General features: G+C 66.6%; 12 protein-coding genes. 4 read left to right on the top strand and 8 right to left on the bottom strand.

Translation table 11 applies throughout. The features are described 5' to 3' along the window. Window positions 1-49: 49 nt before the first annotated feature. Window positions 50-412, bottom strand: a complete 363-nt coding sequence (locus ACQPZQ_RS23790) for a sodium-independent anion transporter (RefSeq protein ID WP_433284136.1) — start codon at window positions 410-412, stop codon at window positions 50-52. On the opposite strand from ACQPZQ_RS23790, the gene ACQPZQ_RS23785 reads away from it, so the two are divergent. After that, window positions 402-695, top strand: a complete 294-nt coding sequence (locus ACQPZQ_RS23785) for a hypothetical protein (RefSeq protein ID WP_433284134.1) — start codon at window positions 402-404, stop codon at window positions 693-695. The genes ACQPZQ_RS23790 and ACQPZQ_RS23785 overlap by 11 nt on opposite strands. A gap of 314 nt (window positions 696-1,009) precedes the next feature. Next, window positions 1,010-1,288: an SHOCT domain-containing protein gene (locus ACQPZQ_RS23780; RefSeq protein WP_433284133.1), complete on the top strand. Its 279-nt coding sequence runs from the start codon at window positions 1,010-1,012 to the stop codon at window positions 1,286-1,288. Between the two features lie 124 nt (window positions 1,289-1,412). Here the strand turns inward: ACQPZQ_RS23780 and ACQPZQ_RS23775 are convergent, their stop codons facing one another. Next, window positions 1,413-2,288, bottom strand: coding sequence for a helix-turn-helix transcriptional regulator (locus ACQPZQ_RS23775; protein ID WP_433284131.1), 876 nt, complete (start codon window positions 2,286-2,288; stop codon window positions 1,413-1,415). Between the two features lie 150 nt (window positions 2,289-2,438). On the opposite strand from ACQPZQ_RS23775, the gene ACQPZQ_RS23770 reads away from it, so the two are divergent. Continuing rightward, window positions 2,439-3,293, top strand: a complete 855-nt coding sequence (locus tag ACQPZQ_RS23770) for an SDR family NAD(P)-dependent oxidoreductase (protein WP_433284129.1) — start codon at window positions 2,439-2,441, stop codon at window positions 3,291-3,293. A gap of 380 nt (window positions 3,294-3,673) precedes the next feature. Here ACQPZQ_RS23770 and ACQPZQ_RS23765 read toward each other — a convergent pair whose 3' ends face one another. The 3 genes from ACQPZQ_RS23765 to ACQPZQ_RS23755 form a co-directional block, all read right to left on the bottom strand. Then, the gene (locus ACQPZQ_RS23765) at window positions 3,674-4,600 is read right to left on the bottom strand and encodes a TauD/TfdA family dioxygenase (protein ID WP_433284128.1); all 927 of its coding nucleotides are present in this window, start codon (window positions 4,598-4,600) and stop codon (window positions 3,674-3,676) included. A 368-nt stretch (window positions 4,601-4,968) separates the two neighbouring features. Continuing rightward, the gene (locus ACQPZQ_RS23760; protein WP_433299323.1) at window positions 4,969-5,637 is read right to left on the bottom strand and encodes a class I SAM-dependent methyltransferase; all 669 of its coding nucleotides are present in this window, start codon (window positions 5,635-5,637) and stop codon (window positions 4,969-4,971) included. A gap of 719 nt (window positions 5,638-6,356) precedes the next feature. Continuing rightward, the gene (locus ACQPZQ_RS23755) at window positions 6,357-6,578 is read right to left on the bottom strand and encodes a hypothetical protein (RefSeq protein ID WP_433284126.1); all 222 of its coding nucleotides are present in this window, start codon (window positions 6,576-6,578) and stop codon (window positions 6,357-6,359) included. Window positions 6,579-6,928: 350 nt separating this feature from the next. On the opposite strand from ACQPZQ_RS23755, the gene ACQPZQ_RS23750 reads away from it, so the two are divergent. Then, window positions 6,929-9,382: an eCIS core domain-containing protein gene (locus ACQPZQ_RS23750; RefSeq protein ID WP_433284124.1), complete on the top strand. Its 2,454-nt coding sequence runs from the start codon at window positions 6,929-6,931 to the stop codon at window positions 9,380-9,382. A gap of 483 nt (window positions 9,383-9,865) precedes the next feature. On the opposite strand, the gene ACQPZQ_RS23745 is transcribed toward ACQPZQ_RS23750, so the two are convergent. The 3 genes from ACQPZQ_RS23745 to ACQPZQ_RS23735 form a co-directional block, all read right to left on the bottom strand. Beyond that, on the bottom strand, window positions 9,866-10,330 hold the full coding sequence (locus ACQPZQ_RS23745) for a hypothetical protein (protein WP_433284122.1): 465 nt from the start codon (window positions 10,328-10,330) through the stop codon (window positions 9,866-9,868). Between the two features lie 168 nt (window positions 10,331-10,498). After that, on the bottom strand, window positions 10,499-10,630 hold the full coding sequence (locus ACQPZQ_RS23740; protein ID WP_433284120.1) for a hypothetical protein: 132 nt from the start codon (window positions 10,628-10,630) through the stop codon (window positions 10,499-10,501). 594 nt (window positions 10,631-11,224) lie between these two features. Further along, entirely contained in the window at window positions 11,225-12,220 is a 996-nt protein-coding gene (locus ACQPZQ_RS23735) for an amidohydrolase family protein (protein WP_433284118.1), read from the bottom strand. Window positions 12,221-12,658: the final 438 nt, after the last annotated feature.

Genomic DNA, 12,658 nt, shown 5'->3' with positions numbered 1-12,658 from the left:
CGGGGCCCGGCCGCTGCCGGGACTGCGCCAGCTGTCTGATCCCCTCAGGTCAGGGCATGTCCGGCAACGGCCGTCGCTGCTCCTTCTTGTAGCCGTCGACCGCTGTCGGCAGGGTTGGGAAGATCCGGTTGGCGCCGATGCGTTTGCTCACGCCGCTGTGCCGTAAGTCGGGCATGAGGTCCTGCTCGACACGGGCCAGTGCCGGAACCACATGGCGACGGTCGAGCTCGTCGCACAGCTGCTGGAGGGCGCCGGCGGCGGTGACGTCGATCCCCAGGACGGCCTTCATGGTGAGCAGCAGCCAACGGGCCGGCGGTGTGGCGGTGTCCACCGCGGCGAGCGCACGGCACCGGAAATTCTCGGCGCTGGCGAAGCGTGTCCCACGAAGGACTCTCGCCCCCGTGTCGCACATCCTTCGACCCGTCCCGGTGCTGCCGTTGCCGGCCGAGAGTCGAAGTCCCACGCGCACGGTGATCGAGCAGGAGAGGGGTGCTGAGCGCAGCATGTACGACTTCAGCGGAGTCCGGATCGGCACGGTTGCGGCGGACGGAGTGGTCCGTGACCACAGCGGTACTCGTATAGGTAAGGCGAATCCCGACGGGGTCGTCCTCGACTTCAGCAACGTGCGGATCGGCACGCTCGAGCAGGGGACGACGAGTGTCGTCGCTACCCCCCGCCCGGCTTCGCGAGCATGAATTCACCCCGCTCGAGCCGGTGGCCTCATCGGCAGTGCAGATAGAGAAACAGTGCTCGGCCTTCGCGCCGGGAGAGGGGCCGAACAGCTGGGCGGATGTCCCCTGGGCGACCTCGTAGGTCGTCGAGCAAGAACGTGGAGAGGCAGCCTCTCCTCGCCGGCTCGGAGGACGTGTGGTCTCGCGATTCGAGGAAGGGGAGCGACAGCAAGGTCCTGTGGCGCGTCGGAAGGGACTTCGTCCCCTGATCCTGTCGTGCCCACACAGCGCAGGATGACCTGATCGGAGAATCGGCACCACGTAGTGAGGAGATTCCGATGATGTACTGGTGGGGCAGTGACATGACCGGATGGGCGTGGCTGGCGATGACGGTCACGGTGATCCTCTTCTGGGCGCTGGTGATCGCGGGTGTCGCAGCGCTCGTCCGTTACGTGCGTGGGACCGATGACACCACGCCCGTCGCGTCGCGGCCGACCCCCGAACAGATGCTTGCCGAGCGATACGCCTGCGGCGAGATCGACGAGACCGAGTACCGGCGCGGTATGGACAATCTGAAGGCCATGAACGTCGACCGGGGCTCTGCGTCCCGGCAGTGAGCTCAGACATGCCGGAGATGCCGCAACAGCTCTAGTAGGGCATCCCGGCCCGGCCACGTGACGATGCGGACACGCGTGGGCCCAGTGGGGCCCGACCGGGGGAGCGCGGGTGGCAGGGCCGGCGTCACCCCGTGACCTCCCCGAGGTGGCCGAACGGCTGCGCTCCCTCGGCCCAGGCGTGGGGGCCGAGCACCGCCAGCACAGAGAGTCGCTCCGCGGTCGGGGTCCCCGGCACCGGGACGAACAGCGCGAGCATCTGCGTGAGCCCCTCCTCCAGGAGGGCCTCGCAGTCGAGCTCGAGCAGCCCGACCTCCGGGTGTACGAGCTTCTTACGCCTGCCACGCAGGACGGACACGTCGTGCTGGGTCCACAGTGCGGCGAACTCGGGGCTCGCCGCCCGCAGGCGCTCGACGAGCCCCTTGATCTGCAGGTCCCCGCGCCGTCCGAACGCCGCGCGCAGGTTCGCCACGAGCGCCCGCGACTCGTCGTCATGCTCCTCGGCCGGCCAGGCGGCGCGGGAGGCGGGATCGGTGAACCACCGGTGCACGACGGAGCGCGCGTCGCCCTCGTACTGCCTGGCATCGCCGAACACCGAGCGGGCGAGGTCGTTCTGCGCCAACGTCATCCCGAGGTCGTTCATGACCTGGGCCGGCACGTCGGTCAGTCGGTCGAGCACGGTGAGCAGGGCCGGCGAGACGTGGTCGTCCGGGCCGCGGCGATCGGGGACCCCGTGCCCGGCCAGCCGGAAGAGGTGGTCCCGCTCGTCGCGGCTCAGCCGCAGTGCCCGGGTCAGGGCGCGCAGGACCGAGGGAGACGGCTGCGGGGCGCGGTTCTGCTCCAGGCGCGTGTAGTAGTCCGTGGAGATGTCGGCGAGACGGGCGACCTCCTCGCGACGCAGCCCCGGCGTCCGTCGCCGTGTGGATGTGGGCAGCCGGACGTCTGCGGGCGTCAGCGACTCGCGGCGGGCCCGGAGGAACTCGGCCAGCTGTGCGGTGTCCACCGGACCAGTGTGCGGCGTCGTGCCCGGGCTAGGCAGGGACCGCCGATCCCTGGTCGGGTCGCCTCTGCTTGCCCCCGGCCGCCGCGCCCAGGATCGGTGTCAGCGACCGGGACCCGCCCGGCACCGCGCCACCCGCGCAAGGGAGCCACCATGACGAGCACCTCCAGCACCCCCCGGACCTGGTTCCTCACCGGGGCCTCCCGCGGCCTCGGTGCCGTCTGGGCCCGGGCGATCGTCGAGCGCGGCGACAATCTGGTCGCGACCGCGCGGGACGTGGACGCCGTGCGCCCGCTGGCCGACGCCTACGGCGACCGGGTGCTCCCGCTCGGTCTCGACGTCACGGACACCGCTGCCGCCGGCGCCGCAGTCGCCAGGGCGGAGGAGCACTTCGGCGGGATCGACATCCTGGTCAACAACGCCGGCCACATGCTGGTGGGGGCCGTCGAGGAGGCCACCGACGCACAGGTGCGCGAGCAGATGGAGGTCAACTACCTCGGTGCACTGTGGACCACCCGTGCGGTGCTGCCCGGCATGCGCGAGCGCGGCCGCGGGCACGTCATGCAGGTCACCTCGCTGGGTGGGGTCGTGGCCTACCCGGCCCTCGGCCTGTACCACGCGTCCAAGTGGGCCCTGGAGGCTGTGAGCGAGTCGCTCGCCGGCGAGGTCGCGCCATTCGGCATCCACGTCACCATGATCGAGCCGATCATGTTCCCGACCGGCCTCGCTACCCAGTCCCCGCAGACCACCCCGCACCCGGCGTACAGGCACGCCCGCGAGCTGCTCTACTCCGAGTCCGCGGCCCACGGCCTCGAGGTCGGGCGGCCGGAGTCGACCGGCGACGCGCTGCTGGCCCTGGCCGACCTGGCCGAGCCGCCGCTGCGCGTGTTGTTCGGCATCAAGGGCGTCGAGGCCGTACGCGGCGAGTACGACAAGCGGGTCGCCACCTGGGAGGCCGGCCAGGACCTGTCCCGCCTCGCCCACGGCGTCCGGGCCGGAGTCGCCTGACCTGGGCCTGCAAACTCAAGATCGATACCGACGAATGACCACGATGATCGAACCGGCCGCTAACGGGCTGGCGAGCTGGGTCTCGGCTGTGTAGCGGATGCAGCTGAGCCACGGCGTCCAGCGAAACGGTAACCATGCGCGGATGTGGGACGCCGGTGGCGAAGCAACAGCCTGATCCATAGCCCGTCCCGACGCGCAGAGCCTCTCTGTTGGTGACCAGCGGGTGGCCCTGCTGCCCCGACTTCAGGCGGACCGTCAGAGCCACCCAGACAGATCCCGGTATTACTGATCACGAGCTCGGCTCCACGGCGCGTCCGGGCAAACGATCGCACGCTCCCTCATCACCGTCGACGCCCCGGACAACCGGGGCGGCTACGCGGTCACAGTGTGCCGGGCTTGTGGAAGCGCAAGCGCAGGAGGTGGCGCTCGGGATCGGTGAACGCCGTGCGCCCATGCAGCGTGTTGTGGTTGTCGACGATCAAGATGCCGTCGGTGGGAATCACCGTCCGAATCTCGTCCGTGCCGTTGTCGAGCAGGTCGGTCAAGGTCGTCAAGGCCTGTCGTACCTCCGGTGTATCGTACTCTGGGTTGGCGGCGAGGCCCTTCCGGAGCCCCTTCTCTCGCCAACGCCACATGGGTTCCACGTCGGAGATGACCGGAGCGTAGAAGTTTCCGTCGTCTGCGACGTCGGCGTGCTTCCTGAACGCTTCGGGCATCCGCTTCGGGAGCTTTGTCTGGCTGAGCACTCGAACTGCCTCACGGCCCTCGGAGGTCTGCTCGAGCTGCTGCTTGAGGATCCGTCCGTCGCGCAGTAGCGAGATTCCGCCTCCGCAGTTCGCGGCGCGTACGGCGTACAGGAAGAAGAAGTGCTCCGGGATGGGCAGGGATGCGCTGTCGGTGTGATAGACCGCCTTGCGATCGCTCTCCGAGAAGCTCGCATGGCCAGATTTCTCACTACTCTTGTTCTTGACGTCCCAGAGTACGTTGTCGAACGGAATGTTCGCAGTGGGGTCGCCCAGCAGCACGGCGAGTGCGAAGGTTCCCTTGCGCTTCTCGTCGACCCCCGCCGCGTTCAGGCCGAGCTTCGGAATCATCACCGCGGCGGGCTGGTCCTCATCGAACGTCCTGCGAATCCGCTCTGTAAGAGCGGTCAGGCGTGGAGCGGCCTCTTGAAATCGGGTGCGCAGGTCCGCCGGTTCTCGCGGTGGGATCAGCGCCTCACCTGCGACCTCGCCGCTGTAGTGGTCGGCCAGCGCTGCAAGAATGGAATCCTTCTCAAGGCCCCACCACGATCTCTCGTCGTCCACGTCCAGCTGAACGACGCTTGTCCTCGTGGGTCTGGCTGCAGTCATAGACTTCTCCAAGTGTTGTGTCGTGCAAGAGTTCACACGTCGGAAGCTAATCCGATCCTAAGCACGTCGTCGCCCGCGTGGCAGATCTCGAAATGCGTAACTTGCTCGTTGTGGGATGACTTACGGCATACACCGTCGGGTCCGTCGCGATATCCGAGCGGACGGGGGTGTCGATCGTCATAGCTCATCGTGGCTTCCGTGCGCAGGTTGTTCCACGATGTCCCGGCGAGGCCTCGTCGATGGCCGATCGATGTTATCCGCTTCACAGCGTTACAAGCGCCACGACTAACGATGCCGCCGCTACGACAAAGCCCACAAGCGTGTCAGTCGGAGCTTCGTCCGCCTGTTCCCCAGTAGAAGGGTCCGATGGTCGGGTGCACCTGGATGTTCCATCCCAGCGCCGCGAGCTCCCGCTCGAGTCTCTCGGGGCTGTGAGGCACTTTCACCGCGCGATGCGGGGTGCCGTCGCCTAGTCGGCGCTGGATGGTCGTCGAAGCCTCTCCCTCTATGAGCTCCTCCTCGGTGCGGAAGGCGTCGTCGACGAACAGCACCCGGCCACCGGGACGCAGACTGTGATCGACACGAGTCCAGAAGTCCGCGAAGCGGTTCCAGGGCACGTGTGAGATCCAGAAGCCCATGAAGACGCCGTCGTAGCGATGGTCCGGTGTCCATGTGAACAAGTCAGCCAGAACGAACCTCACTCGTTCGAGGTCAGCTGCGACTCGTTGCTTGGCTAGGGCCTGCATTTCCGGGGATGCGTCAACCGCGGTGACGGTGTCGGCGTGGCGCAGCAGTTGCGGTGTCCATGTGCCCGGCCCGCATGCCAGTTCCAGGACGTCACCCGTGGGAGCGAACTTCTCGATCGCCGCAACGAGTTCGTCGCCGCCGGGCTCGTCGAGTTGGCCGTCGAGGTACTCACCGGCGACAGCCCGGTAGTAGCTGATCTGCTCCGTCAACAGTTCCTGGTCGCTATTGTCTGCGTCAACGCCCATCACAGCCCCCGCTCCTGGCTCCTCTGCTCCGATCGAAGAATGGACGCTGCCCCCAGGAGAGTGTCAAGCCGCTGTCTATCGAGAGGTTCCGGATCAGCGTCTTCCAGGTGCTCGCCTTGCGCACGTCGCCGACTCACGATGCCTTCGCCGACCGATTAGCGCGAGGGTTGCTGGGCTTCAGCGGATGTGAGGGAGTGTGTGTTAGTGCACGTCACAGCGTTGACTCAGTCACTTGGTTAGTCAGTCGGACCGCTTCCTCGGAAGTCTGTGGGCAGTCTGCAACTTGGTCTCGTCACCAGAGCCTGTCGCGATCATCTCGTCGGGGTGTCCGTGAGTTGATCCGCCTCGATGACCGCTGGCGGCTGGAAGTGCCGTTGGAGGGCTTGCTCAGCGTAGGGGTCGTCAGGCGTCCGGTCCTGCCGTTGGCTGTTGAGCCACTTGTTCAGCGGCGTGTTGCGTTCCGTGCTCCCACCGAGTCGGCAGTGATCAAGATGCCTCAACGCTATTGGCGAAGATTGGCCCCTCAACTCATCTGGCAGAGGACAGCTGTTCCGCTCGTCGACGACCTGGCTCGGATGTGTAGCGGATGTAACTCGCTGCACCCTGCCGGTAGCCGCTGATATTCGATCTGGCGTTGTTCGAGCCGTGGTGTCGTCTCGATGACGAGTAGTGACCAATGCTGCGTAGCGGTTGTTCGGGTGAACCTTTTCCACTTGGTGTCAGCCGACGTGGATGAGGACGAGGACGGCCTTGATGAGGTCGGTGTCCCGGCGGCGGCAGCAGTGGATCTTGTGCACGGTGCGGTATGTGGAGACGTTTCTGGGCGAGGACCCGCTGGACGTGCCGTGGTCGGGGTGGGCCACCTGGCCGAGCAGTGGGGGATCGGGGGCGCGCTGTGTGTGAAGCGGTACGCGGAGCGGCGGCAGACGATGTGTGACCACGCGTGAGAGATCTGATTGGTATTGCTATTACCAGTTCAAGACCATGCGGTGGACCGGAAGTTCCGGGCTTTCTACACGGCGGGCATGTACGGCGCAAGCGGAGGGGCCGAAAACGTTATTGAACACGCGCTGGCTTGGCTGCGCCACAATCGGTTAGTGTTGCCGAGGGTGAGCGTGCGGGCGCAACACGTGGCGCGCCTTGCGCAGGCAGCGTTCCACTCCTGGCATACCCGCGCCGGCGTGCGTGAACTTTGTCCTGTCTGTACGAGCAGTGAAGTGTGTTCTTTCGGCCCGGCTTCTCCATCCCTTCCTCGGGTATTTCAGAAGGACACACGACAGAAGGAGGATCGATGCGCGACCAGGACAACCGCAAAGCAACCGGCCATGAGTCCCAGCGCGCACCCGCCTGTAAATCAGTCACACAGTGTCGCATGCCCCTTATGGGCCTGATGGCTCTGCAAAGGAGCGTCGGTAACGCGGCCGTGGTGGAGATGCTTCGGCGGGCTCGACATCCCGGGGCGCAGGGGGTGGAGGGTCGGCATCAGCACGGTCTCGGCCAGAGTGAGGAGCCGGAGGTGCAGCGTTCCGCTGTCCATGACGTCTTGCGCTCCGGCGGTCGGCCCCTTGACGACTCGACCCGCACCGACATGGAAAGACGATTCGGTGAGGACTTCTCCGATGTTCGCATCCATGACGACCACGCCGCCGAAAGCTCCGCAGCCGAGTTGGGGGCCCGCGCCTATACGTCTGGCAGTCATGTGGTGATCGGCAGCGGCGGCGCCGACCGACATACCCTGGCTCACGAATTAAGCCATGTCGTGCAGCAACGCTGGGGCGCGGTCGCAGGCACCGACAACGGCTCCGGTCTGAAGGTGAGCGATCCCTCCGACCGGTTCGAGCGCGCAGCAGAGACGCATGCCATTCGGGTGATGAGGTCGGCCACCGCCAGCAGCACAGCTGCAACGGGCCCTGAGCCCATCGACGCGGCCCCGATGGATTCGGAGCTGACATCGTCCGCTCCTGCGGCTCGGTCCCTTACACCGCACCAGAAGCCCGCGATGGCCCCCGTCGTGCAGGGCTCGCCCACGGCACACAGCGGCGTACCGGACCAGGCTGTCGCGCCGTCAGGCGGTGCCATCGCCGTGCAGCGTGCCGTCGGGGTGGAACTCGAGACCGGATTCGCGGTGAGTCCACCCCCAGACATGGAATATGCCGGTGTCGTGGAGGGGCCTCGGATCGGTGATTCCGGGCCGCCTACCTTCGTCATCGACTTCGACACGTTCCAGGGCAATCACATCATCGAGATCGTGAGCACGCCGACCACCGCGATGACCGGGGAGCGCAGCCGAGCCGACAGGAAGCAGACGTTCTCCGCCATCGACGAAGCGGTTCGCCGGTTGAAGGCGGCCGGTCCAGGTGCGACGTTGAAGGACATCTTCCCGGCCAGCGAAGGTTACGTGGTCGATCCGGCCTTCGCCGATGTGCCGTTGGTCGAACCGACCGGCGGGATGACGCAATCGCACCGGTATGCCCAGTACACGGTCGGCGTGCCACTGAGCGGCGTCTACGACGTGATGGCGATGGCGCAGAGCGGGATGACCGAAGGGGCCGAGACGGTTCCGAGCTTCGTCTACGCACGCAAGAACGACCTGAACGCGTTGGCCTTCGCTGATCGTGTGGCCGCGAAGTTCGCCGGCCTGCGCACGAGCCTGGACCGTCCACCGGAGGAGCAGAGCGGGCAGGGTTATGACCAGGACCTGGCCGACTCGCTGGACGATCGATCGCACCTCAGGGACGTCGCAGAGCTGCGGGGCTTCATGGCGGTCGCGGCCGCGCAGGTCGGGGCAAGGTTGTCGAGCCTGGTCAGAGCGGAGGACGACCACGACCGCGCCGTGAAGAACCACACGCTCGTCGCCTCCCGCACCTCGCTCGCGGCGATGCGTGGGGCCTTGTCGGACGAGGTCAAGAAGTTCCTCAAGGAGAACCGCGACAGCTTGGCCGGGGAGTTCGAGTCCAGCTATCGAGCGGCGTTCTCCGATCTTGTCACGAAATCGTTCGAGCGCCGCGGTATCGACCCCCCGGAGCCGGGTCAGCTCCTCAAGCTCTCGGTGACGCCTGGAGGGAAAACCGCCGAAGCGTATCTGGACAACGCGCTGCGCCAGCTGAAGCCTGGGAAGCAACTCGACCAGTACGAGATGCTCGGTGTGCGCACCAACTCGAAGCGCATGGACGACGACCTCGGTAACCGAGAGGTTCCGATGGCGTTGTTGGAGTTGCGCCTCTTCGGGGGCCGCGAAGGGTTGTCGGTCGACCAGCTCGGGAAGAACACCGCCATGATCGCCGACAGGGTGCGGGCCGCTGACGATGCGGCCAGGGCAGGTCGCCCGGTGCGGCCGTCCACACGTCTCAATCCGCCAGGGCGGCTGGGTATCGTGTCGATCCCCTTCGAGGCGGGCGTGTCCGTCCTCCGTGACCTGCAGACGAAGCTGGTGTCCGTTCTGGCTGGCCAGGTTGCCGAACGTGCCGTACAGCCGCATGCGCCCGGCAGTGCTCGGATCACCATCGACGTGGTCGGATTCGCCAGCCCTCCACGGAGTCTGGTGCGCGACACCGCGAAGGACACCGGGCAGAGGCGAGCAGAGGCGGTCGAGGGCGCTCTTCGTGCTCACATCGCCGTTGCGCTGGCGGAGATCCAGCCACCCGGCACATCCGAGGTCGCCACGAAGGATGTGCGGATCACGACCTCGTCAGGAGGACGAGGAGATGAGCGGGTGGACGTGCACCTCGACGAGAACCGGGCATGAAGCTGGAGGCCGTCGTCGAGCAGCGGCCGCAGCAGCGCTGCGGCGCCCCCTGACCGTGCCGGGCGCGCCAGTTGTGGCGGCAGTCGGTCGCCCGGCACGGTGATCTTCCCGAGTCTCGCGGCACTGGGCCACCGCTGATCGCGAGACGGCTCCCTGCACGGTGGGGGTCGCCACTCACTCGCGTGGCGCCGAGGAGGGCGTCCTGGCGCAGCGTGCGCAACCCGGGTTCCTTGACGTAGCGGACTGGCCTCATCGCCTCCGTGATGAAGCCGATCACGCAGTTCGAGGCGTTATCGCGTTGCTGCTGATGGACGAGGGCGGCGCCGAGCCGGTGACGCTTGGTGATGCCGCTTCCAGGGTCGGGAATGCCCAAGACGGCGGGCAGGTGGCCGATCTCGGGGCCGGTGAGTCCGGTAAAGCTCTCACCCAGGACGTCGGCGACCTGTTGGACGAGCGGGGCGTCCCAGGCAGGGATTCGGGTTGTCACGGTTGCCCTTCGAAAGGTGGGAGCGGCGGTCGTGTTGCCATCGGATCGCGGCCGATGACCAGGGCTGCGTACCGGCTGTCGGGACCCGCGGCGAGTTCGGCGTGGCGCTGTGTAACGCCGGGGCTGTAGCCAGCTGTGATGCGACGATCGGCGGTGGGACTCGCTGGACGAGCGCCTTGATTGCGGAGTTGCGGGCGCCCCGCAGATCGATGCCCATGCCAGGTGGCGTACTGCTCGAGCGCGCGCCGGGCCCATGCAGGGTCGGTGCTGTCGAGTCGGATGCGCAGCCATTGCTGGAACCGGGGGAGGCCGCGGGCGCGCAGTGGTCGGAGCTCGTTCATCGCCACAACGTTCGCGGCGGTGATGTCGTCGGAGGTGCGTCGGGTGCGCCGAGACTCGGTCGCGGTCACGGTGATCAAATCGGCCGGCCCGCAATCGAAGATGTCGCAGAGCGCGGCCACGAGCTTGAACAGGCACCCGTTCCGGTCGTTGGGTGACGACTCGATAGACCTGCGAGGGGGAGAGGTCGATGCCTCGTTCGCGCAACAGCGGAGCGAGATCGGTGCTGTTGTTCAGGCCGCGACGAGCCATCAGCTCCGCGAGCCGCCACTGGTAGTCGACATCGCGTTTCATGATCTGCTCCTCGGAGTGACCTCGTTCTGCGACCCGGCCAGGGCCTCCTTCAGGCAAGTGTCGAGGGCGTGACGCAGCGTTCGGCTGCGGTAGTTGCTCCGGTCGTCGAGGCCGGTTCGAACTGTCATAACGTCGATTATCGGTTCGGAAGTGAACGGAACGAGATCGCGACGCCTGCGGCGACACACCAGAGCGGAAGCGGTGGCGATCGTTGCGCTCGGTCTTGCGCGCTGCCGCCGCGGCGCCGCCATCAGGAGTTCATGCGGGGACGCCACTCACCCCGAACTCCAGCGCAGCCGTGATGCGTCAACCTCTCGTCTTTCGAGCTGCGACGGGATGGACGGAAGCGTCCAACCCGTCAACACCCATGTCCCGCGCACCTTCAACCAACAAAGCTGGTCGCCATCCGACAGCGGTCTTTCGAGATCCGGTGCCGCGTCGAGATCTTCGTCATAGGGCCAGGGACGTGACCACCAGGCCTTCACCGAGGAAACGCGAACGGCCTTCAGGATGCCGCTGACGCGAGCTGGCCTGAGGCGTCGAAAACACTGCCAAAAATTTCGCTTCGGCCTGATGCTCATTGTGGTCAGAAATGTTCGAGGATTCCTTTTCACTGGATCTCATCCGATCAGTAACCAGCGGTTATGGTCGAACCCAACCGACGATCGTGCGGACGGCGCGCGAGCGAGTCAGACCGCCGGGCCGAGAGGGCGCTGTCGGCATCAAGGCCGAGACTTTGCCACGGGGTCGAGCCGGAACACCCGCTCGGCGTTGCGGTGCGCGATGCGAGCCAGGTCGGTCTCGCTGAACGGTGCCGACCGCAGGAACCGGACAGCGTCGGCTGTCGACTCATACGGGTAGTCGACGGCGAACATCACGTGATCGACACCGATCTCCAGCACGGCGCCCAGTAGCGCCGCGTGCGAGCACACGCCGCTCGTCGCGATCACCACGTTCTCCCGCACGTACTGCGAGGGCAACTTGGCGAGCGTGCGGAGAGGCTCGACGATGGCGTACGAGGCGTCCAGCCGGGCCAGCTGGAACGGCAGGAACTCGCCCATGTGGCCCAGGACGAGGGTGGCGCCGGGGTGGTCATCGAACACACCGCCGTAGATGATCCGCAGGGCGTGCCCACCGGTCTCGGCGGCCCAGCTGAACGTCGGCCCGGCCAGCTCCGGTCGTCCCCCGAGAACATGCCACTCCCCGGCCGGCACCGACGTCGGGTGCAGGTAGAGCGGGGCATCAAGCTCCTCGAGTGCCGCCCACACCACCCGGAACCGCGGTTCGTCCAAGTAGTGCCCCAGCGTCGGGCCGTTCACCAAAGCACCGCACAGCCCGAGCGTCTGCACCGACCGCACCAGCTCGGAAGCGGCGGCGTCCGGGTCCTGCAGCGGCAACGCGGCCAGACCCGCGTACCGGTCGGGGCGCTTCGCCACAATCTCGGCCAGCGCGTCGTTGGCGATCCGGGCGTCGTCCACGGCCACGGCGGCGTCCGGTTGGACCTGGATCCCGGGCGCCGTCAGCGACAGCACCGCGACGTCGACGCCGTGCTCGTCCATCTCGGCCAGCCGGAGCTCGTCGAACTCCGGCAGCCGCCGGGCCCACTCCCTGGCCCGGTCGGCCCGCAGCACACTATTGCTCCACGGGGTCACCTGCGTGGCCAGCTGCGGGAGTCTGAATGCCTCCTCAACCGCGATCGTCCTCATGTAGGTCGCCATCTCCTCTCTTCCTAACCTGGTGATATGTAGCCGGAGCCTGTGCTTGTTCGAGGCTGTGCGCCTGGGCGCGCTGCCGCACATCGGCCGTCGGCCGTGCGGATCCCGGAACGCCGCACTCAGCGGCGGAAGCGTGCGTGTATTGGAGTGCCGGAATTTAATGACGGACGCAAGAAATTCACGTTTTCATAGCAGAAACCCGCCGAGTCATCCGCTTCTGAGGTCCTGCCGGGCCATGACCGGGGACGTCCCGGGCATCAAGACCTTGCCTTTCCGGTCAAGGACGGAATGCGTCACCATTTTTCATGGACACAGGATGAACCGATCCCAATCAAACTCTTCGATCAGGCGATACGTGGCCTCGGTTGGTTCTCGACAGACGCTAGCCTAGGCGCCGGGCCGTTGCCACGGTGCGCGATGCGTATTCCGGCCGTCGGCGTG

Origin of the sequence: Pseudonocardia sp. CA-142604 (genome assembly GCF_050948475.1) — a bacterium.
Taxonomy (GTDB): Bacteria; Actinomycetota; Actinomycetes; order Mycobacteriales; family Pseudonocardiaceae; genus Pseudonocardia; species Pseudonocardia alaniniphila.
The sequence above is the reverse complement of the archived record's forward strand: the minus strand, read 5'-3'. Positions and strand labels throughout refer to the sequence as shown.